Annotated in this window: 21 protein-coding genes and 1 pseudogene; 11 read left to right on the top strand and 11 right to left on the bottom strand. The window is 42.3% G+C overall.

The window, feature by feature from the left end:
- Nucleotides 1–857: 857 nt before the first annotated feature.
- Nucleotides 858–1,058 (bottom strand): hypothetical protein, encoded by a 201-nt coding sequence (locus V6D44_RS03465; protein ID WP_015715692.1) that lies wholly within the window; start codon nt 1,056–1,058, stop codon nt 858–860.
- Between the two features lie 381 nt (nt 1,059–1,439).
- A complete protein-coding gene (locus tag V6D44_RS03460) occupies nt 1,440–2,603 on the bottom strand; it encodes a response regulator aspartate phosphatase (protein WP_333516261.1) in 1,164 nt (387 codons plus the stop codon).
- A gap of 282 nt (nt 2,604–2,885) precedes the next feature.
- Between V6D44_RS03460 and V6D44_RS03455 the strand changes: the two genes are divergently transcribed.
- From V6D44_RS03455 to V6D44_RS03435, 5 genes are all read left to right on the top strand, one after another.
- On the top strand, nt 2,886–3,167 hold the full coding sequence (locus V6D44_RS03455; protein WP_087990829.1) for a putative quinol monooxygenase: 282 nt from the start codon (nt 2,886–2,888) through the stop codon (nt 3,165–3,167).
- 518 nt (nt 3,168–3,685) lie between these two features.
- On the top strand, nt 3,686–5,638 hold the full coding sequence (locus tag V6D44_RS03450; protein WP_087990831.1) for a BglG family transcription antiterminator: 1,953 nt from the start codon (nt 3,686–3,688) through the stop codon (nt 5,636–5,638).
- Nucleotides 5,639–5,787: 149 nt separating this feature from the next.
- The gene (locus V6D44_RS03445; protein WP_253269016.1) at nt 5,788–7,740 is read left to right on the top strand and encodes a fructose-specific PTS transporter subunit EIIC; all 1,953 of its coding nucleotides are present in this window, start codon (nt 5,788–5,790) and stop codon (nt 7,738–7,740) included.
- A gap of 15 nt (nt 7,741–7,755) precedes the next feature.
- Nucleotides 7,756–8,703 (top strand): mannose-6-phosphate isomerase, class I, encoded by a 948-nt coding sequence (gene manA, locus V6D44_RS03440; RefSeq protein ID WP_333516260.1) that lies wholly within the window; start codon nt 7,756–7,758, stop codon nt 8,701–8,703.
- A 357-nt stretch (nt 8,704–9,060) separates the two neighbouring features.
- Nucleotides 9,061–9,339, top strand: coding sequence for a hypothetical protein (locus tag V6D44_RS03435; protein ID WP_087990833.1), 279 nt, complete (start codon nt 9,061–9,063; stop codon nt 9,337–9,339).
- 123 nt (nt 9,340–9,462) lie between these two features.
- Here the strand turns inward: V6D44_RS03435 and V6D44_RS03430 are convergent.
- Both V6D44_RS03430 and V6D44_RS03425 read right to left on the bottom strand, forming a co-directional pair.
- Nucleotides 9,463–9,588 (bottom strand): annotated as a pseudogene (locus V6D44_RS03430) (GNAT family N-acetyltransferase); the annotation flags it as partial.
- A gap of 107 nt (nt 9,589–9,695) precedes the next feature.
- The gene (locus V6D44_RS03425; protein ID WP_087990834.1) at nt 9,696–10,091 is read right to left on the bottom strand and encodes a hypothetical protein; all 396 of its coding nucleotides are present in this window, start codon (nt 10,089–10,091) and stop codon (nt 9,696–9,698) included.
- Nucleotides 10,092–10,329: 238 nt separating this feature from the next.
- Between V6D44_RS03425 and ybaK the strand changes: the two genes are divergently transcribed.
- Nucleotides 10,330–10,812 (top strand): Cys-tRNA(Pro) deacylase, encoded by a 483-nt coding sequence (gene ybaK / locus V6D44_RS03420; RefSeq protein ID WP_087990835.1) that lies wholly within the window; start codon nt 10,330–10,332, stop codon nt 10,810–10,812.
- Nucleotides 10,813–10,869: 57 nt separating this feature from the next.
- Here ybaK and V6D44_RS03415 read toward each other — a convergent pair whose 3' ends face one another.
- From V6D44_RS03415 to V6D44_RS03405, 3 genes are all read right to left on the bottom strand, one after another.
- Nucleotides 10,870–11,064, bottom strand: a complete 195-nt coding sequence (locus V6D44_RS03415) for a DUF4177 domain-containing protein (RefSeq protein ID WP_087990836.1) — start codon at nt 11,062–11,064, stop codon at nt 10,870–10,872.
- A gap of 522 nt (nt 11,065–11,586) precedes the next feature.
- Nucleotides 11,587–12,576: a heme o synthase gene (gene cyoE / locus V6D44_RS03410; RefSeq protein ID WP_087990838.1), complete on the bottom strand. Its 990-nt coding sequence runs from the start codon at nt 12,574–12,576 to the stop codon at nt 11,587–11,589.
- Nucleotides 12,577–12,699: 123 nt separating this feature from the next.
- Nucleotides 12,700–12,963: a spore coat protein gene (locus tag V6D44_RS03405; protein ID WP_148964337.1), complete on the bottom strand. Its 264-nt coding sequence runs from the start codon at nt 12,961–12,963 to the stop codon at nt 12,700–12,702.
- A gap of 250 nt (nt 12,964–13,213) precedes the next feature.
- Here V6D44_RS03405 and pdaC point away from each other — a divergent pair, with 250 nt between their 5' ends.
- Nucleotides 13,214–14,614 carry a peptidoglycan-N-acetylmuramic acid deacetylase PdaC gene (pdaC, locus tag V6D44_RS03400; RefSeq protein WP_087990839.1) on the top strand — a complete coding sequence of 467 codons (1,401 nt, stop codon included), beginning with the start codon at nt 13,214–13,216 and terminating at the stop codon, nt 14,612–14,614.
- A 50-nt stretch (nt 14,615–14,664) separates the two neighbouring features.
- On the opposite strand, the gene V6D44_RS03395 is transcribed toward pdaC, so the two are convergent.
- The 4 genes from V6D44_RS03395 to V6D44_RS03380 all read right to left on the bottom strand — a co-directional run bounded on the left by V6D44_RS03395 (nt 14,665) and on the right by V6D44_RS03380 (nt 16,703).
- Nucleotides 14,665–15,138, bottom strand: a complete 474-nt coding sequence (locus V6D44_RS03395; protein WP_087990840.1) for a YjfA family protein — start codon at nt 15,136–15,138, stop codon at nt 14,665–14,667.
- 129 nt (nt 15,139–15,267) lie between these two features.
- A complete protein-coding gene (locus V6D44_RS03390) occupies nt 15,268–15,435 on the bottom strand; it encodes a YjfB family protein (protein WP_087990841.1) in 168 nt (55 codons plus the stop codon).
- A gap of 191 nt (nt 15,436–15,626) precedes the next feature.
- Nucleotides 15,627–16,025: a ribosomal maturation YjgA family protein gene (locus V6D44_RS03385; RefSeq protein ID WP_087991037.1), complete on the bottom strand. Its 399-nt coding sequence runs from the start codon at nt 16,023–16,025 to the stop codon at nt 15,627–15,629.
- A gap of 102 nt (nt 16,026–16,127) precedes the next feature.
- Nucleotides 16,128–16,703, bottom strand: a complete 576-nt coding sequence (locus tag V6D44_RS03380; RefSeq protein WP_087990842.1) for a YjgB family protein — start codon at nt 16,701–16,703, stop codon at nt 16,128–16,130.
- 147 nt (nt 16,704–16,850) lie between these two features.
- Here V6D44_RS03380 and fdhF point away from each other — a divergent pair, with 147 nt between their 5' ends.
- From fdhF to V6D44_RS03360, 4 genes are all read left to right on the top strand, one after another.
- On the top strand, nt 16,851–19,808 hold the full coding sequence (gene fdhF / locus V6D44_RS03375) for a formate dehydrogenase subunit alpha (protein WP_087990843.1): 2,958 nt from the start codon (nt 16,851–16,853) through the stop codon (nt 19,806–19,808).
- Nucleotides 19,801–20,361, top strand: a complete 561-nt coding sequence (locus V6D44_RS03370; RefSeq protein ID WP_087990844.1) for a DUF1641 domain-containing protein — start codon at nt 19,801–19,803, stop codon at nt 20,359–20,361. The genes fdhF and V6D44_RS03370 overlap by 8 nt, the downstream gene beginning before the upstream one ends.
- A 198-nt stretch (nt 20,362–20,559) precedes the next feature.
- Nucleotides 20,560–21,201: a DUF4352 domain-containing protein gene (locus V6D44_RS03365; RefSeq protein ID WP_333516259.1), complete on the top strand. Its 642-nt coding sequence runs from the start codon at nt 20,560–20,562 to the stop codon at nt 21,199–21,201.
- Between the two features lie 77 nt (nt 21,202–21,278).
- Nucleotides 21,279–21,905, top strand: coding sequence for an NUDIX hydrolase (locus V6D44_RS03360; protein ID WP_087990846.1), 627 nt, complete (start codon nt 21,279–21,281; stop codon nt 21,903–21,905).
- The last annotated feature ends 7 nt before the right edge of the window (nt 21,906–21,912 follow it).

The raw sequence follows: 21,912 nt of genomic DNA, 5'->3' as shown, positions 1-21,912 counted from the left end.
AGGAATCTGGCGAGGCAACGATGGAGGAGTGTACTACATCCGGCATGATGACCCCCATGTCTGGTGGGCAGGCTTTAGCGACAATGGCAGGGGGCAACACTGGACACACGTGTTTCATGGAATGCGGATGTTTGATGAGACTGGATCAGAGGTGATCTCTGGAAATTGGGCGGATGTACCACGTGGAACGAACAGGGGAAGCGGTACCTTGGTCGTCGCCCGTAGTGGAGACCGGTTGACCAAGGTAACCGGTGGAATTGCCGCGACTACATGGCAACGACTTCGATGGTAAAGCCAGCTGTTTGTTGTGGACTTATGCTGTAACGAATAAAAATTCCAATAGAGGAGTGCTGCTTATGTACTACAATCAGGTACCTATACTAACTCATTGGAGGCAACCTGCGTACGATTTGACAGGAACCTGGCGAGGCGACGATGGAGGCATTTACTACATCCGGCACCTGGATAACAATAAGATCTGGTGGGTAGGATTAAGCGACAACGGCAGTGGTCATAATTGGACCAATGTGTTTGAAGGGGAAGTGAGTTACGATTGGAGTGGGGCGGTGGAATTAAGCGGAAAATGGTATGATGTACCACGTGGAACGAACAGGGGAAGCGGCATCTTGGGCTTTTCGGTACGATTGGGCGATCTCGTCAAAACATACCAAAGCAGTGGATTCGGCGCGAATAGATTGAGGAGAATATCATAGTTGTTTGGGGCACCTGAAAACAGGTGCTTTTTACGTTTAAGCTAATAGTAGAATTGCGGTTGCTCTTAGGCAACCGTATTGTAGTATTAACATTAACTTAGAAATTTGGTCTAAATCGAATCATCTAATTCCTTTAGAAGATTGTTACCACAAATGCAAAGCAAGAAACGAAAGCGCCCATGCAAATATGCCGAACATTACAAAGAACCTAAGAAAAGTTTCATATTTTGTAAGTTTTCGTTCTTTTTTTGTTTTGCCTAATCTCCAATAAAGGGCGTAGCCGGAGAACAATAAAATTATTTGTCCCAGTTGCGACACGGACTCTAAAAATTCTATACCATTCATTGATTTCACCTCTTATTTAATTATCGCAGACGAAAAAAACCTTTCCAACAGTTATATAAAAATTAAGCAATCTGTAATATGTCTAATGGTATAAGCAATGATGTTTTCCTTATCCAGCAGAACCAAAAGTGTATAGTGGCAGAATATGTTATGTTCCTTCACTAAAGAAACAGATGTGTTAATAAAAGAAAAAGCACCTCCAAATTTTAGACTGTGTCTAAAATTTGGGGTGCACTTCAAAGGCCAAAATGGGGTTTTTTCTTAATATCATATTAAGTTGCTGCTCTATCTGCGACCTTATAAGTGGACTGCTCAGAAAGAGCGTATGAAGCGCTAGATACTCCAACAATGCCAAGCAAGAGCGCTAAACAAATTGCAATTTTACATTTTTTCATTTAAATGTTTCCCCCTTTGAATTTGTTTGCGTGCTTCAATTGCCATTTGATAAAAATCGACCGCATCATGTCTATCTTCTTTGTTGGTCAAAAAATCAGCAACAGCAACAGCGTATTCTTCCATATCACCATAAAGGTTTTTATCTTTGAAGAACTTGAACACTTCTCTAAGTGTTTGTAAGTCGAATGATAAATAAAGACCTTTAACCAGTTTTAATTTCTCCGTTACTTCCTGGTTGTTGTGTCTGGCAGCAACCTTCTGACCTTCCTGGTATAATTCTAAAGCAGCCTTTAAATCATTCTTCTTTGCTTTGACATATGCTAGATTAAAAATCGCTTTAGACTCATAAATGTGTTTGCGATCCCTATGGATTTCATAGGCGATTTGAAAATGTTTCTCAGCATTGTCAAGTTCTTCAAGGTTATTATAACATAAACCCACATTAAAATGAGCTGAACCAATTAAATGTTGTTCCCCTATTTTTAAAGCATCATTTAAAGCCTTTTTAGCTGTTTTTAAAGCATCATCATAACACATTTTATCTAGCCAGTTTCCAAAAATAACAAACTGACATTGGACCATTTCTTTGCCATATGTAAGATGACCCTGAGCGTCTTTTTGCTCTTTAAATATAGAGTATGCACGCTGAGCATAATTCATGGAGAAATGAGTCTCTTTCATATAGTAATAGACCTCTGACACTTTGAAATAGAACTCTGCTTTATCTGTATTTGCGTTATCGTCTAATAAATCAAGATATTTTTCAGCTTCTCGATAATATGTTAAAGCAATAACTAAATCTCTTGTTCTGAAATGATACATACCGGTGAAAAAGTGATAATAGAACTCAATTGTATTCGTAAGAGATTCAGGAGCCATACTTTCCCGTGTCTTTTTGAGATCAGAATAAACACCATCTATATTTTTAACAGAGTCAGGCTCGATATAAGACAGCATTATTTCGTGCCGTAGCTTTAATAACTGAAGATAGACTGCTACCTTTTCATTTTTCTCCATCATATCAAATTCTTTTTCAACTTGTTGTTTCATTTCTTTTGCTTTCTCAACTCGACCCTGCTTTATTACAACATACCAATGATTAATGTCTGTAGTTACGTAATGATATGGGATTAAATCCGAAACAGACAATCGAATACCTCCTTTTATTTACATATATTTAATATTATACCACCAAGGGCACCCTCTAATAGAATCATTTTTTTGAAAAATCTTTCTATTTGGGCCAAAACAAAGGTCAGAATAAGCATAAATAAGGACCAAATCGTCTGATACGTACCCTTTAGCTGCTTTAGAATTTATAGAAAGTTGGTCTAAAAGGCTCCCAATGTCGTTTAATGATTTATAGATTATAATTTTCAAGAAAATGTTATAATGAAAAGCCATAAAATAATGTGAAGAGGGGGAATTTCGATGCATTACATAACGGCATGCTTAAAAATTATCAGTGATAAAGACCTTAGTGAGATAATGAAGGAATTCAAAAAACTTGAGGAAGAAACGAACAAAGAAGAAGGGTGTATCACATTCCATGCTTATCCGCTTGAACCATCGGAACGCAAAATAATGCTTTGGGAGATTTGGGAAAACGAAGAAGCTGTTAAAGCCCATTTCACGAAAAAACACACAAAAGATGTTCAAAAACAGGAATTAACGGAAGTTGAATGGTTAATGAAAAGCAATGTGAATGATTAAAAGGCTTCTTAAAAAGAGAGATAAAGTTGGCAGTTGTTGTCTAAAGCTATCAACTTTCATCATTTTCATTCAGAAGTCATCAGAAGTACAATTCAATAGGCCTTGAAGTTAATAGGGCTGGTCAGAATCGAATATACTTGTTCAAAAGGCAGACAGGGTTGAAGTCGCTGGTTCGAGCCAGTTGGAATCATACACGGCGGTTAGAGACGTTATATCAACGTTTCTAGCCGTTTTTTATTGCGTTGACTTAGTCGATGATTAGATTTTTAAGGCGCAGGATAGAGGTGGACCATTACCGTGTCTCGTTTCTTGTTCTATTAAATTGGAATGGGGAGTGGGTAACGTACTGGAGCATAGAACCTCTAACAACATAAAAAAACCTTTTTTCCGGAAGCTTCGGTAAAAAACGAAACTTTTGACTCTATCATTTTACGTTATGATGTAAACGGTTTCATTTATAGTATACTTATACTATTAATTTGTTCAAGTGGATACTGACAGGAAGGATAGAAAAACAGATGAAATACATGAATACAAGACAAAAAGAGATTTTGTATCTGTTGTTATCTGAACCTGATGACTATTTAGTTGTGCAAGATTTCGCAGACAGGGTACAGTGTTCTGAAAAAACGATCAGGAATGATTTGAAAGCGATTGAGGATTATCTCAATGAACATTCTCATGCGCAGCTCATTCGGAAGCCAGGGTTTGGTGTCTATCTAAATATAGAAGAACAGGAAAGGACCTGGTTAAGCCAACAATTATATACTGAACATTTTCATTCTAGGCAGCGGACCGATGAAGAGAGAATGCTGCATATTGCTTATGATTTATTAATGAATGCAAAGCCTGTTTCCGCAAAAGAAATAGCCGCTCAGCATTTTGTGAATCGCTCTTCCATTAAAAAGGAATTATGTGCGCTAGAAGAGTGGCTGAAGCGGTATGAGATCACGTTGGTTTCGAAGCAGCGGATTGGTTTGAAGGTTGAAGGGAACGAAAAAAATAAAAGAAAAGCATTGGCAAGAATATCTGATTTGATTGATAACACGGAGTTTACTAGCCAATTTATTAAAAGTAAGTTCTTACGTCATGAAGTCGATTTTGTGATGAAAGAAATCAAATCATTACAAAAAAAGCATTCTCTCTATTTCACAGATGAGACGTTTGAGAGTTTGCTGCTGCATACATTGTTAATGATCCGCCGAATCAAAATGAAACAGCCGATCTCGATATCTCCAAGAGAACAGGCGGTCGTAAAAAAGAAGAAAGAATATCAATGGACTTTTGCTTGTTTACAACGGCTTGAGCCGGTTTTTGCCATCCGCTTTCCTGAAGAAGAAGCTGTGTATTTAACATTACATATATTGGGCGGGAAAGTTCGTTATCCATTACAGAAAGAAGAGACAAATAACCTTGAAAATGCAGTGCTTCCAAAGGTTGTAGGGCATTTAATCAATCGTGTTTCAGAGCTGAAAATGCTGGATTTTCATAAAGATCAGGATTTGGTCAACGGATTGAACATTCATCTCAATACTGTGCTACAACGGCTGAGCTACGATCTTTCTGTATCAAACCCTATGCTCAATGACATCAAAAAGATGTACCCTTATTTGTTTCATCTGATCATTGACGTTCTGGAAGACATCAATCAATCGTTTGATCTTTATATACCTGAGGAAGAGGCAGCATATTTGACGCTGCATTTTCAGGCAGCGATCGAACGGCTGCACCACAGCAGCGAGACACATAAAAAGGCGATCATCGTCTGCCACATGGGTATTGGAATGTCTCAATTGCTGCGGACGAGAATTGAACGGAAATATCATCAAATCGCTGTAGTGGCCTGTATTGCAAAGGCCGATTTAAAGGGCTATATAAAAAAGCATGAAGATATCGATCTTGTCATTTCTACCATTGCGCTGGAACGTGTAACGATTCCCCATATTGTTGTATCACCGCTTTTGGAGCCTGGTGACGAGAAGAAATTGAGTGCATTTATACGTCAGCTCGACGAATCGCACCGCCAAAAACGAAAAACCTTTCATATGCTGAACAATACGACTCCTTTTTTGGTTTTTTTGCAGCAAGAGGCAGAGCACCGCTACAAGTTGATTGAACAGCTGGCGACAGCTTTGTATGAGAAAGGCTATGTTGAAAAGGAATATGCGGTTCATGCGGTTATGCGGGAAAAAATGGCGGCGACAAACATTGGGGCAGGCATAGCCATTCCTCATGCAAACGCTAAATACATTAAACAATCAGCCATTGCAATTGCTACATTAAAAGAGCCGCTTGATTGGGGAAATGAGAAAGTATCGCTTGTTTTTATGCTGGCTGTCAAACATGAGGATCAAAATATGACAAAGCAGCTGTTTAGTGAGCTTTCATACCTGAGTGAGCAGCCGGCCATCGTCCAGAAGCTGACGAAAGAAACAGACGTCATGACATTTTTATCTCATTTGGAATATTAAAAGCAGGGTTGAAACCTTGCTTTTTTTGTTTATAGCGAAAAATGCCTTTATTTCCGGAATTAACGGTAAAATAAAACGATTTTTACGGCCTGATTTCAGTATACAGTTGAGTCAAGATCTTACGATTCATAGTTTAAAGGAGGATTTATATGAAACTGTTAGCGATAACCTCTTGTCCGAATGGAATTGCCCATACGTATATGGCAGCGGAAAATCTGCAAAAAGCTGCTGATAGATTAGGCGTTCGCATTAAAGTTGAGACCCAGGGCGGAATCGGGGTAGAAAATGAGCTAACCGCTGAGGAAATTCAGGAGGCAGACGCGATCATTATTGCGGCAGACCGCTCCGTAAACAAAGATCGGTTTATAGGGAAAAAACTGCTGTCTGTCGGGGTTCAGGACGGCATCCGCAAACCGGAAGAATTGATTCGAAAAGCACTTAGCGGGGATATACCGGTCTATCATTCCGCTTCAAAATCGGAATCCGGCAGTCAACAGGAGAAGAAGCAAAATCCGATTTACCGTCATTTAATGAACGGCGTTTCTTTTATGGTTCCTTTCATTGTCGTCGGCGGATTATTGATAGCGGTTGCATTAACGCTTGGGGGCGAAAAAACACCTAAAGGATTAGTTATTCCAGATGATTCCTTCTGGAAAACGATTGAACAGATCGGCAGTGCTTCATTTTCATTCATGATCCCGATATTAGCCGGATATATCGCATATAGCATCGCTGATAAGCCGGGACTTGTGCCAGGAATGATTGGCGGATATATTGCAGCGGCTGGAAGTTTTTATGACAGCGCAAGCGGCGCCGGTTTCCTCGGCGGAATCATTGCCGGATTTTTGGCTGGATACGCGGCACTTGGGATCAAAAAATTAAAAGTTCCAAAAGCAATCCAGCCGATTATGCCGATTATTATTATTCCGGTGTTTGCATCCCTGATTGTAGGGTTAGCGTTTGTGTTTTTGATCGGCGCACCTGTAGCTCAAATTTTCACATCTTTAACGGTTTGGCTGGCGGGGATGCAAGGTTCGAGCTCGATCCTTCTGGCATTGATTTTAGGCGCGATGATCTCATTTGATATGGGCGGCCCCGTAAACAAAGTGGCATTTCTGTTCGGGTCGGCCATGATTGGTGAGGGAAACTACGAAATCATGGGCCCAATTGCAGTTGCTATTTGTATACCGCCGATTGGCCTCGGCATCGCGACGTTTTTTGGAAAAAGAAAATTCGAGGCGCCGCAAAGAGAAATGGGGAAAGCGGCATTTACGATGGGACTCTTCGGCATCACTGAAGGAGCTATTCCATTCGCGGCGCAGGATCCTCTTCGAGTCATTCCCAGTATTATGGCAGGTTCTATGACTGGTTCTGTCATAGCGATGATTGGCAATGTGGGAGACAGAGTGGCGCACGGCGGACCTATCGTTGCAGTGCTTGGTGCAGTTGATCATGTCTTGATGTTTTTTATTGCTGTGATTGCAGGATCTCTTGTCACTGCTCTGTTCGTCAATGTACTAAAAAAGGATATTACGGCGGCGTCTCCTGTGCTCAGCGAAACTGCACCGCCAAGTGAAGCTGCTGCAGTAAAAGACATACAGAAGCCAATTCAAGCTGAAAGCCAAAAAGCTGAAATGAAGGACATCAAAAAACTGACAGACATCATCAGCCCAGAGTTGATAGAACCACATTTATCCGGAGAAACGAGAGATGACATCATTGATGAAATGATTCAAACATTGTCCCGCGGAGGTATGCTGCTTTCAGAGAGCGGGTTTAAACAAGCCATTTTGGATCGTGAGAAACAGGGAACAACGGCGATTGGCATGAATATCGCGATTCCGCACGGAAAGTCTGAGGCGGTCAGGAAGCCGAGTGTTGCCTTTGGGATCAAACGATCAGGTGTTGGCTGGAACAGCCTGGATGGATCAGATGCAAAATTAATCTTTATGATTGCTGTGCCAAAAAAAAGTGGAGGAAACCAGCATCTGAAAATATTGCAGATGTTATCCCGAAAACTAATGGATGACAGTTATAGAAAGCGGCTGCTCTCCGTGCAAACCAAAGAAGAAGCATACAAACTGCTGGATGAAATCATTTAATGCGGGGGGATTTTCATGATGACTGAACCGTTATTTTTCAAGCCTGTTTTCAAAGAGAGGATTTGGGGCGGCACCGCTTTAGCTGATTTCGGTTATCACATTCCGTCAGAACGAACAGGGGAGTGCTGGGCTTTTGCCGCTCATAAAAATGGACAAAGCATTGTTCAAAGCGGAATGTATAAAGGGTTCACGCTCTGCGAATTATGGGATCATCACAGACATTTATTCGGACATCTGGAAGGGGATCGTTTCCCACTTCTTACAAAAATCTTAGATGCAGATCAAGATTTATCCGTTCAGGTGCATCCGAATGATGAGTTCGCCAAAATACATGAAAACGGGGAACTTGGAAAAACCGAATGCTGGTACATCATTGATTGCGAAAAAGACGCGGAGATCATTTACGGCCACAACGCAAAAACAAAAGAAGAACTGAGCTCGATGATAGAGCTTGGAGAATGGGACGAGCTCTTGCGCCGCGTAAAGGTAAAGCCGGGGGATTTCTTCTATGTGCCAAGCGGTACCGTTCATGCGATTGGAAAAGGCATTCTCGTTTTGGAAACGCAGCAGAATTCAGATACAACCTACAGATTATATGATTATGAACGAAAAGATGCAGAAGGCAAGCTGCGAGAGCTGCATTTGGAAAAAAGCATAGAAGTCATAGAGGTTCCATCCATTCCAGATCGGCAATCTGTTCATTATGAGCAAACAGATGATTTGCTTACAACCACGTTTATTGAATGTGCTTACTTTTCAGTGGGAAAGTGGAGTTTATCAGAATCAGCAAGATTAAAGCAGCAAAAACCATTCCTTCTTGTCAGTGTGATTGAAGGAGAAGGCCGTATCATCTCCGATGGGAGTGTCAATCGCTTCAAAAAAGGAGATCATATGTTGCTGCCTTACGGGTTTGGAGAATTTAAACTGGAGGGGCAGGCAGAGTGTATCGTCTCTTATCTATGACACGATCAAGATAACAAGTGCGCCAATTCATGCTGGTCTTGACTGTTGACTGTAGCAGACTAAGGTGTTGATGAATGGAAAAACCCTTCTTCGATTGAAGGGTTTTTTGATTGAATTAAAAGGGAGTGATCTGATCCCTTTATTTTAGCCCCCTCCCTCATACTGTTAGCTATGCTGGCTCCTAATTGCCAGATAAGGACAGTTATCTACCGGAAATGATTCATCTTCGAGCCATGTCCTTTCATAATATTTGTTGCGTTACTTAGTTTTAAAGAAAGAAATATAAGAATGCAAACGAATGAAAGTAAACATGCTGGACAAACTGATAGGGATTAAAAAGAAGAAAGGAGGGTGAATATGAAAAAATGGCTGCAAATCATAAGTGCGTTGTTTCTGACCAGTTTTGTATTAGCGGGCTGTAATAATGATCAAGATAATAATGATAACAATGCTCCAGACGTCGAGGAGAACGATCAAGATCAAAACGGCAACAACCAAGATACTGACAATAACAACGTTCCAGGTGTCGACGAGGATGATACCATCAATAAAGATGATGAAAACGATAATGACCCTGATCCCGAAGATCCAGTTGAGGATCCTGAAGATACCGACAAAGATAAAAAAGATGAGTAAGGAAACTTCATAAATCATTGTTTAAACCCGCTCTCAGTTTAGAGGAAGGGTTTTAACTCTTTACATGCCCTTCAAAAAAGCAGACGGAATGCCTGCTTTTTTTATTGTTTTAAATGGTCACCTAAAAATGGTTCCTCTAACAATTTCCTGATTATCCTTCTTTAAAATTATCCATGAGTCAAATTCTTTTGTCCCCTTGTTTTTAACTAAATTCTCACGGAAATAAGGTGTTGTTTCAAAAAAGTTATTCACCGATCTCGTTTAGATGCGGTATCAAGAAGGTTCATCCTTCTCGTAACTGTTCGTTTCAAGAAGGACCATTAAGCCACCTGAATGCTTTCTGAGGGCATTTCGTATCACCTTTTCGCAATCAGATAAAGCGATATGGCTCTTTGGGTTTGAACAGGATTATGAAGCGTAATAACCCATTGGTTTCTTCTCCTTGGAAAGCTTGCGATCGCATATAATGGAGCAGTATCACGTGATGCAAAACCGCCATTCATCACTTTTATATCCCTTCCTTCAAGGTGGCAAACAAGGTATTCACCCGGATTTATGACCTGTTGGTTCGTCCATGCGTAAGAATAAAACCCGTCTCCGAGATCCTCATAGGAAGAGGGTGGTACAACGCCATCTACATTCAATGTGATTTGTCTTCTTCGCTGTCTTTCTGTAAAGTCTGGATTTCTCTGAGAGTTATGAGTAGGTGTAAAGTAAGGAATTGACGGAGGACTATGAAAGTAAGGATACAAAGCAACCACTCCTTCATTTTACATTCATACAAATTGTATGTGGGTTTATTTCGTTCATTCCTGATTTATTTCATGTTAACTAAGAATAGAACGAAAGGTGTGAGGACAATGACTGTGTTTTGGGAGTTGGACATGCAGCTTGGTGGAATATGGATATCTCTAGTGTTAGTATTTATATTGACTGTAATAAAGTAGACATACAGGAATTCAGGAATTTTTTTGATAGTGGGGGAAAAGGATGGCGAAAAAAATGGCAAAAACGAATGCGGTTCGTCTGATCGAACAGCAGAACATCTCCTATGAGTTATTAGGCTACAAAACAGAAGGGGGCCAGCCGGTAGATGGCGTCTCTGTTTCGGAAAAAATCGGATATCCTTTGGAGTATGTATATAAAACATTGGTGGCAACAGCGGGAGCCCATCATTACTACGTCTTTGTTGTACCTGTTGCAAAGGAATTAGATGTAAAAAAGGCGGCAAAGGTAATAGGTGAAAAGAAAATAGACATGATTGCAATGAAGGAGCTATTAAGGGTAACTGGCTATCTTCGCGGCGGCTGCTCACCAATTGGCATGAAAAAATGGTTCCCGACCTATATTGATGCGGCCGCTGAAACATTTGATTTTATCATTGTCAGTGCAGGGAAAATCGGTATGCAGCTAAAGCTAGCGCCGCGAGATTTAGCAAAAGCATGTGATGCTGCATTTGCAGAAATTGTATAGATGGCCCGCAACGAGATTGGGATACAAAGGGTAAATAAAAAAGCTTAGACACATAGACTAAGCTTTTTCCGCATCTCTTTCAAATATGATTTCAAAATAAGCAGCCGCTCCATACCCATCGATACTGGGAGCGAAAATCTGAATCAATGTCCAGCCTCTTTTCGCATAGTCATGGATGATTTGCTGGTAGTCTTCTTTAGGCCTTCTTCTCATCGTACTCAGTTCAACTCTTACGAATTCATACTCTTTCATCGTTTGATCCCTCCTGATAAGCTATACGGTAGTTCGAGCAAGAAGTTTCGTAAACCTTGGATAAGGCCTGAAAGTAAAATTTGTATCTAAACTGAAATAAAGCCTTTAAGAAAGGGAGAAGTCTTACAAGTGTCTATTGTTTTTTATCTGTTTGCCTGAACTTTGCAAATGGCTGGCTGAAACAACAAGGATTTCATACAATCAAAACATGCAGTGATGCGGATATGTTTTTAAGCGGATGGATTTTGCCTCATCTTTTATTTTTGCATTACAGTAATCATTTCAAGAAAGCGATGGTATGACATGAACAAAGAAACCCTAAAAAACATACTCATGATTTTTTCAATATATGCAAGCCTACGAGAAACCGATGGTATGCGTATTGCTGATAGCTGGATTTTGAGTGAGATCGTACGATTTTTGATTTGCATGGCTGTGTTTTTGATCATGACATTTCTATTAGATGCTGTGTTTCCAAACAAAAAAGAGTCGCATTAATGTGTGACTCTTTTTGCATAACTATTATCTGATCAAAAACATCACAAATGAATCAACCATCATAATCAAAAACAGCAAGCAAAAATAAATGAGCGAGTAGACAAACATATCCTTTGCCCACTTCACGTCATCATCTGTTTTGAATCCCTGGATGCTTTTTTTGATCCATATGCCTCCGAGAACCAGGGCAGCTAAGAAATAAAATGGACTGATATGGCCGCTGGCGAGAGTAAAAGGAAATAATAACGTGACCGGCACCAAAACTGCAAGATATTGAATCATTTTTATTTTTGTTACATGATTTCCTCTTACAACAGGCAAGAGCGGAACGCCCGCTGCCCGATACTCCTCTTTGCGTCTGATCCCAATCGCCCAAAAATGCGGGGGCTGCCACAGAAACATGATCGCGTACAACAGCACTGCAGTCATACTGATGTCTCCGGTTACCGCGCAATACCCCATCAATGGCGGCGCAGCTCCGGGGAAGCTCCCGACAAATGTACTCCACACAGAAGTTCGTTTCACCCATATCGTATAGATAATCGCATAAAAAATAAAAGCGGCCAGTCCGAGAAGGGCAGTTAATGGATTGAGGGAATAGAGCATCGCAAGACCGGTGATTCCTAAAACAGAGCCATACGTTAAGAGCATAGCTGGCGGCATTTTCCCTGTGACCGAGGCTCTGCTGCGGGTGCGTGCCATTTTTGCGTCCATATGCCGATCAAAATAGTTGTTATAGACAGTTCCGGAAGCCATAACAAACGCGGTTCCAAACATTGCTGTCACCATTGTCATCAAAAAAGCCATTCCGGTTAATGGTTTTTCTGCGCTTGCAAATGCGATCCAAAATCCGCCGAAGGCTGCTATCGAGTTTGATATGATAATGCCGGGTTTTGCAAGTTTGATAAAATCGTAAATTGTTACCCGATTTGAAGGTTTTATGTATTTCGTTTCAGATATAGCTGCAGAATCACTTGTATTCTCCAAAAATAGACGCCTCCCCCAAAACTGCATGCTATTGTTATCGTAACAAGACGGCTATGAGAATTACAATCATTTCCTATATTTGTCATGATATTGTCATTTTTAAAACAAAAAAATAGGGAGCTGGACTGCCCCCATTTTGGTAAACGACGCCTAGTATCCGTAACCTCCGCCGTAACCTCCTCCGTATCCGCCGCCGAAACCGCCGCCATAACCGGACCAAGGGTAGTAAGGCGGTCGTGGGCGCGGTCTCGGGCGCGGGTAATAGTAAGGCGGACGCGGATAAAACGGATAGAACGGTCTAGGGTAATAATAAGGCGGGTAAAATGGCGGTCTCGGGCGCGGATAATAATAAGGCTGTCTTTCATCATAAGGTGTCATTTGTTCAAATGTCTGTTCATTCAAAGGATAATCCAAGAGGAAAACCTCCCATGTTTTTTTTATTCCTTTTACCATATTCTTGATGTGTGAGTTGGGTGTATGTACATTCGTGAAATCGATTTTTTTATGATGAAATCCCTGAAAAAGGATTGACAAGAACTACTAAATCTCATAGTATTACAAATGTGAAATAAATGTTACTGTAATATTACAAGAATATTTCTAAAAAGATACAGTTCTAACTGATAAGGATAAATCGAAATGGTTATGAAAGAAGGAATTTGGGTTGTTGGCAAAAAGAATCAAATGGTTTCATATCTTATTAGCAGTTGTATGTGTGGCGGGCCTTATTGGCTTTTTCCATAATTCATTACAAAAAGAAACGGTTATGACTAAAGTGAAAACTGATTCTCAGTATGGGAACGTGGAGATCGCAACGCTTGTGAACGACGGGAAAACGTTCAATTACGCAGTCAATTATCCAGTTTTTAAAAATAAAAAAATGGATGCGGCATTAAAGAGTTTCGCAGAGAAAGAGGTTCGCCAATTTCAAAAGGAAACAAAAGACGTTGATCAGGAGCATACGACAAAACGCAACGAATTAAATGTTGATTATAAAATTGCCCATTACGCCAAACAGACAGTAGCGATTGTATTTAATGAATATAAATATATCGGCGGTGCACACGGGCAAACCGTGAAAAAAACGTTTAACTATGATTTTAGTAAACAAGCTTTTCTTTCGATTGATGATATTTTCAAAGAGGACGCTGACTATTTACATAAGCTTTCGTTAATCGCTTATCATGAACTGAAAAAAGATAAGGACATTGCTGCTGACGAAGCGCTGTTAAAGGAAGGAACGGCACCGAAAAAAGAAAATTTCAGCCGCTTTGCCATCAAGCAAGATTATATCGAATTTTATTTCGATACATATCAGGTCGCAGCAGGCTATCTTGGGGAGCAATCGATTGCGATTAAGAAAAGCCTCTTGAAAGACATTGTGAAAGAACAATATATTGATAAAGCAAAAAACAAAAATAAAATCAAAGAGCAAAAGCCGAAGCATGAAGTGATTTCATTGCCTAAAGAGGAAACGGTTGATCCAAATCAAAAAGTCATTGCGCTTACTTTCGATGACGGCCCGAATCCTGCGACAACAAATCAAATTTTGGACTCCTTGAAGCAACATAAGGGGCATGCCACGTTTTTTGTTCTCGGGAGCAGGGTGCAATATTATCCGGAAACGCTTAAAAGGATGCTGAAAGAAGGACATGAGGTGGGGAACCATTCATGGAGCCACCCGCTTCTCACAAGGCTTTCAGTAAAAGAAGCGTTAAAGCAGATCAACGACACGCAGGATATTATTGAAAAAATAAGCGGATACCGTCCGACGCTTGTAAGACCTCCATACGGCGGCATTAATGATGAGCTGCGGAGTCAATTGAAAATGGATGTCGCATTATGGGATATTGACCCGGAAGATTGGAAAGAACGCAACAAAAAAACAATCGTTGACCGGGTCATGAGTCAGGCGGGAGATGGAAGAACCATCTTGATTCACGACATTTACCGCACCTCTGCTGACGCGGCCGATGAAATTATCAAAAAGCTCACCGATCAAGGCTATCAATTGGTGACGGTCTCTCAGCTTGAAGAGGTTAAAAAACAAAGAGAAGCGAATTAATACGAAAAGGCTGCCGCGGATATTGCCCGTTTGGACAGCCTTTTTTCTTTTTAGTAAGAGCCTGTAGTGGCCCAAACATTCAGATTCGGTCCTGAATACTTACCGAAAGCGTAAGAAGTCCGTGGATCCAAATCATATACCATCGGTGTATAACAAGATTTTTGGCCGGCCACCGCTTTTCCATTGCCGCCTGCAGAATCACAGTTATATCTCTTTCCGTCCGTGTTCCGGGTAATCTCCGCATTTGCTTCATAGCCTGACGTCAATGTATGATTCATCGTGATTTTTGCCCAAGCCGTTTTACATGCACTGCTGAATTTGAGCTCGACCACCCCGATGACTTGATTGTTGGCATTCACTAAGTTTGAGGATTTTTTTGTAGAGCCGCTGGATGCACAATCATTGTAATAAGGGCTTTTTCCATCGTAGGCATGGGTTTCGGCGTTGGCGGGCGTCCCTTTGACGGCGAAAATAAATACAACTGCGAATAATATCAATGAAGCTTTCGTAAACAATCTTTTCATGTCTTTTAATAACCTCCTTCATATGGCAAACAATACATCATACGGAGGAACAGTCAAAACATGCATGCTCTTTTGTGAACAATAAAGGCGGCCGGGAGGATGGAGTCCTTGGCCGCCTTTGGTGTGTGATTAAGCTTTTATATCAATGGTTTGTCCGAGTGTCGGATGCTGAATCATCTTTAAGGTTTGATCGGCATTTTGCTGGGCCGTGTCCAACACTTTTTTCGTTAAAGCGATATCAACATTTTGGGCAAGTGATGCTTGATGCATAGCAACTGATAAAGCGGGAATATCCATCGTTCCACCTCCTATGCCTTACCTATCGGCGGGTTTGGATGATTTTACAGTGCAAAAGGGCTTAATTTTCCATGTTGACCCTTACGCTGCGGCATACCGTATGTTTTTAACAAGGGGGAAATCAGGATGAATCTTGTAATGGAAAAAACCTTTGAGCAATATGAAAAGTTGTTTTCTATATGAAAAAAGCGTCACATTTTGTGGCGCTCTTTGATTCCTAGGACGAGCAGTTCTATGGCTGCACAGAGTGCAATTCCGATCGTATACGCTTCGATATCGCTCCATAAAAAACCGTACCCCAGTACAAGGCCGCCAAGAGAAGTGTCTCTGATCCGGTCGATCCAATCTGAGTGATACAGCTGGCTGATTTCAATGAAAAAACAGAAAGAAAGACTGATCATGCCCGTCATCATTGTCTTCATTTTCCGAAATAGAAACCCGCATCCCATATAGATCATGGCCGCCCACAGCGAGTCCCCCAGATAAGGATTGACGGCATCCGGCAGAACACTTGAGAATGCTCTGGATCCCAGCCCCATCGCTATGATCATCATGGTGACAGCTGCATATATCCATCGATTTCGCTTCATTGAGAATTGATACCCCGTCTCTGTTTCAACTCCCATGTATTGTAAGGAATATACCCTCTATTTGTCCAATAAAAAAAGCGGCTGAACAGCCGCATGATGTGATTATTTCGCTTTAAGGTTTACATGGTCGGCGGTCTGGTCCTTGCCAATTACAAAATGGAGTTCATATCGGCCTGTATTATATACATAATCTATTTCATCGGTAAACGGGACGGTTAACACTCGATTAGCGGCGCCTAATTCATTTCGCAGCACTTCCGGGGTAACCCCTCCTAAATTCAGCTGCCGTTCCACGCCGGTTCCAAAGTAGCGGATTTCTGAAATGGTCATGTCTTGATGATAGGAAAATCCGTAGCCCGGGTTCCCCATATTCCAGTGATATAAATCAAACCGATTGTCTCCTCCGGACGGCCGTTCCGGTTCCCCTAATTTAGCATGGACATCGCCTTTCGTGCTTTTGTTAATGGTAAGGCCTTGCGCCTGCTGAGGCATTTCCCCTGTGTAGGCGGTGTTGTAGAGGTTTTTGACAAGCTCGGCGGCGGATTGATTCGTATCTTCGGAGAGCGTTGTTGCTTGAGTTTCGGCCTTTACAGGGGTTGGAAAAGGTGCTGCGCCAAAGCTGGAAAGAGAGGCTGTCAGTGCGGCTGTCGCGGTTAGAACAGACATTGTTTTGTTCATGATATCCCTCCTTTTTCATCTACCACCTCGTTTCCCGGTGTGAATGTGCTAAAACATTTGAGTGCGTTTTGTATGTTTTATTGATCTCTTGTAAGGGAAGAGAAATGGGTAATTCGGTATATACACTGGCAAGAAAGGGGAATGGAGATGGCTCAACAGAAAAAAATCACAATAAACGGCGTTGAAATGGAAGCCTCCGAAGATCAAACGCTGCTGCAGCTTTTGAACAACAGTTCGATTGAAGTGCCGCAAGTTTGCTATCATCCCAGCTTAGGGCCGATTGAAACATGTGATACGTGCATCGTCAGCATCAATGGTGAGCTAAAGAGATCGTGCTCCGCTGAAGTAAAGGATGGGGATGTCATTGATACGCTTTCGCCTGATGTCAAAAAAGCGCAGGTCATCGGGATGGACAAGATTTTATATAATCATGAGCTTTATTGTACAGTTTGCGATTACAACAACGGGGGGTGTGAAATACATAATACGGTGAAAGAAATGAAAGTCAATCACCAAAGCATCCCGTTTGACCATAAGCCTTATCATAAGGATGAATCTCATCCGTTTTACCGGTACGATCCAGACCAATGTATTTTGTGCGGCCGTTGTGTTGAAGCTTGCCAAGACGTTCAGGTGACTGAAACCCTGACCATTGACTGGGAGCGGAAACGCCCGCGCGTCATTTGGGATAACGATGTGCCGATCAATGAGTCGTCTTGTGTGTCATGCGGCCACTGTTCAACGGTCTGTCCGTGTAACGCGATGATGGAAAAAGGAATGGAAGGGGAAGCCGGATATTTAACAGGCATTGATCACGAAACGCTCCGTCCGATGATCGAGATCACAAAAGGCGTAGAAACAGGGTACGGCTCGATTCTCGCCATTTCTGATATGGAATCCGCCATGCGTGATGAACGGATCAAGAAAACGAAAACCGTCTGCACATACTGCGGCGTGGGCTGCAGCTTTGATGTCTGGACAAAGGGAAGAGACATTCTGAAAGTGGAGCCGCAGGAGGAAGCGCCAGCCAACGGCATTTCTACTTGTGTAAAAGGAAAGTTCGGCTGGGATTTCGTAAACAGCGAGGAGCGCCTGACAAAGCCGCTGATCCGCGAAGGCGACCATTTCCGGGAAGCGGAATGGGAGGAAGCGTTAACGCTGATCGCCAACAAGTTCACCGATTTGAAAGACGAGTTTGGCTCTGATTCACTTGCCTTTATTACATCTTCTAAATGTACAAACGAGGAATCCTACCTCATGCAAAAACTGGCAAGAGGGATCATCGGCACAAATAACGTGGACAACTGCTCGCGCTATTGTCAATCTCCTGCGACTGCCGGCCTGTTCCGAACAGTCGGCTATGGCGGTGATTCAGGGTCAATTACAGATATCGCGCAAGCAGACCTTGTGTTGATTATCGGTTCGAATACGTCTGAGTCCCATCCAGTCTTGTCCACTCGCATTAAACGGGCTCATAAGCTGAGAGGACAGAAAGTGATCGTAGCGGATATCAGAAAACACGAAATGGCAGAGCGCTCTGATTTATTTGTCCAGCCGCGTGCGGGTTCAGATATCGTCTGGCTGAATGCCATCGCCAAATATTTGATTGAAAACGGCAAGGCTGATGAACGCTTTTTACAAGAAAAAGTGAACGGACGGGATGAATACGTAAAAAGCCTGGCTCCATACACACTCGAATATGCCGAGGAGAAAACCGGAATAGATCGAGAAACTCTCATCGAAATGGCGGAGATGATCGGTCAGGCTGACAGTGTGTGCGCATTGTGGGCGATGGGCGTGACACAGCATATTGGCGGAAGCGACACGAGCACGGCGATCTCGAATCTGCTGCTTGTGACAGGAAACTACGGAAAACCGGGGACAGGCTCTTATCCGTTGCGCGGTCATAACAACGTGCAGGGGGCAAGTGACTTCGGAAGCATGCCTAACAAACTGCCTGGCTATGAAAATGTAACGGATGAACAAGTCCGCCAAAAATACGAGCGGGCATGGGGGATGCCGATGCCGAAGGAGCCGGGCATGACCAATCACGAAATGATTGAAAAAATCCATTCCGGCCAGCTGAAAGCGATGTATGTAAAAGGGGAAGAAATGGGGCTGGTTGATTCCAACATCAATCATGTGCACGCCGCATATGAAAAGCTTGATTTCTTTGTGGTGCAGGACATTTTCTTTTCACGAACAGCAGAGTATGCCGATGTTGTTCTTCCTGCGAGCCCAAGCCTTGAAAAAGAGGGTACTTTCACAAACACAGAACGTCGTATTCAGCGATTGTATCAGGTGTTTGAACCGTTGGGCGAATCAAAGCCTGATTGGCAAATTATTATGGAAGTAGCCAATAAGCTTGGCGCTGGCTGGCGCTATGAACACCCTAGTGACATTATGGAGGAAGCAGCCATGCTGTCGCCGATTTATGCCGGTGTTACCTATGAACGTCTTCGAGGCTACAATTCTCTTCAATGGCCTGTAAGCGCCGATGGAAAGGATTCGCCTTTACTCTTTACAGAGCGCTTTCCTTTTCCGGACGGCAAAGCCATTCTTTATCCTGTTCAGTGGACGGAGCCTGATGAGTTCGGTGAGGAATATGATATCCACGTCAACAATGGGCGGCTCTTAGAACATTTCCACGAAGGAAACTTAACCTACAAATCAAAAGGGATTTCGGAGAAAACACCGGAAGTATTCTTAGAAATTTCTCCTGAGCTAGCGGCAGAACGGGGAATTCAGGACGGAACACTTGTCAGACTCACCTCGCCTTTCGGAAATGTCAAAGTGAAATGCCTGATCACTGATCGTGTCAAAGGGAAGGAAGTATATTTGCCAATGAACGATTCAGGGGAAGCAGCGATCAACCTGTTAACAGGCAGCCATGCCGATAAGGATACCGATACGCCGGCATACAAAGAAACGTCAGCCAAAATGGAAATTTTGAAACGGGACGGAACCAACCCGCTCCCTAAAATCAATCACCGCAACGGCAACCCGCAGCCGCAAATCGGTGTGCAAGTGCAAAAGAAATGGGCGCGGAAGGATTATATTTTCCCTGGTGACGCAGTGAAAAGGGGGATTGGGCGTAATGGCTAAAGCAATTAAACAAATCCAGAAAATCCAAGTAACCGAAGAGGATCAGCGTAAGCGTGATATGAAAGAAATTGAAGATGCATTAGTTGAAAATAAGGCAGTCATTCTAGAAACGCTGCAAATGCTCGGCCACATGAACGAGCGCGGCGTCCTGCCATTGCTCCGCGGCCTTTTTGGCCAAGGGGATAAAGTCCTTGATATCCTAGTCAAAAAAGCAGATACAGAGGAAACGGCCAATACGCTGAAAAATCTGCTTCTTCTGTTTGGAACGCTCGGCATGCTGGATGTGAAACAGCTGGAGCCCCTCATTTTGAAAGTGAATGCGGGGGTGGCAAACGCGGTGGAACAGAAGGACAGCGAAGAGAAAACAGGTTATTTCGATATCATTCGTTCGCTCAAAGACCCGGAAATCAACAAATCAATTACACTGCTTTTCTCGTTTTTAAAGGGAATGGGACAAGATACAAAGGAGATGGAACGCACGACGCAGCCTCCGGAGCACCAAAAACAACAACAGGAACCGAGAGAGAAAAGGGATATGAATAAGCGAGATTGACTACCTGCCCGAGCCGGCTGCTGCCAGCTCGGGTTTTTTTGATGAAAAGGACTAATGAACTAGTGAAAAATGTTCAAACACTAGAAAAGAGTCAGTTGGTAATAGATAAAATAAATAAAATTGTTACTTTATTACCTGTAAGGAAAAGGTAAAATCTGATTATAATAGAAATCGATTACTTTAGATGGGGGAACAGTCGTGAAAAAAGTCTTAATACTATTATTTGCCCTGACGATCGGGCTTGCGCTTTCCGCGTGCAGCCAATCGAGCGATGCGTCAGTAAAAGAAAAACCGAAAGAGAAAAAATCGGAAGAAGAGCTTAAAAAGGAAATTGATAAGGAATTGAAAAAACACGGTGAGCCGAAGATTAAACAAGATGATCAAATACATAAAATAGGAGAAACGTTTAAAGCAGGACATACGAATTTTACAGTGAATAAAGTTGATAGAGTGCAAAAAGGTGAATATACGAATATTGGCGGGGCTGAAAATGCGAAGACAAAAACAATAAAAGATCATGAGGAACGGCTCATTATAGAAGTTACGATAGAAAATATAGGGAAAGACTCGATAAGCTACAATTTCACTGGGTTAGACTTAAAAGACAAGAATGATCAATCAGTCCGGCCAGTTTTTTCTATAGAAGAGCAGGGCAGAATACTTATGGGAGGAACACTAATATCAGGGAAAAAGGTTACAGGTGTACTTAGTTATGTCATTCCTAAAGGGGAACAAAAACATTACACACTGGTATATAATCCGTATTTAGCTGATATCACAACCAATAATATTGAAGAGAGAGTGAAGGACAATATTGATTATTTGGTGAAGTTAGATTAGAAATTGATTTACAGTTGCACGTTCTCATCAGTGGGAAACGTGCTTTTTTTATAGTGATAAATAACGTGAAAGGATGAGTGATAAAAGTGCAAACCAAATGGCTGGAACGGGCGCTGCGGATTCGGGCGATCGCGCAGGCGGGACTCGCTTTTTCAAAGGATGTGTATGACAGGGAAAGGTACGAAGAGCTGATGAAGCTAAGCGCAGAGATGATGGCGGATTACACGCAAACGGAAATTGAGGTGATCACTGATTTATGGAAGGGCGAGAAAGGCTATCCGACACCGAAAGCGGATGTTCGTGGCGCAGTATTCCGAGATCATCAGATTTTGCTTGTTCGGGAGAAGCATGATGAGCTGTGGTCACTGCCGGGCGGGTTTTGCGAGATTGGCTTATCACCGGCTGAAAACGTGGTCAAGGAAATCAAAGAAGAGTCGGGGTACGATACAGAACCGTCCCGATTGCTGGCCGTGTTGGACAGCCAAAAGCATCCCCATCCGCCTCAGCCGTATCATTACTATAAAATTTTCATTGCATGCAGCATAACGGGCGGGCAGGGGGAAACGGGAATTGAGACGAACCATGCCGCTTTTTTTCCGGAGGACAGGCTCCCGCCGCTTTCTCCAAAACGAAACACACCCTCACAGCTTTGCATGCTGTTTGACTTTATGCGCCATCCAGAAAAAAACACGCTATTTGACTAAAAAAGAA

This window comes from Bacillus sp. 0209A (assembly GCF_036765095.1).
GTDB classification, from domain to species: Bacteria; Bacillota; Bacilli; order Bacillales; family Bacillaceae; genus Bacillus; species Bacillus subtilis_G.
This window is presented reverse-complemented; position numbering and strand designations above follow the sequence as displayed.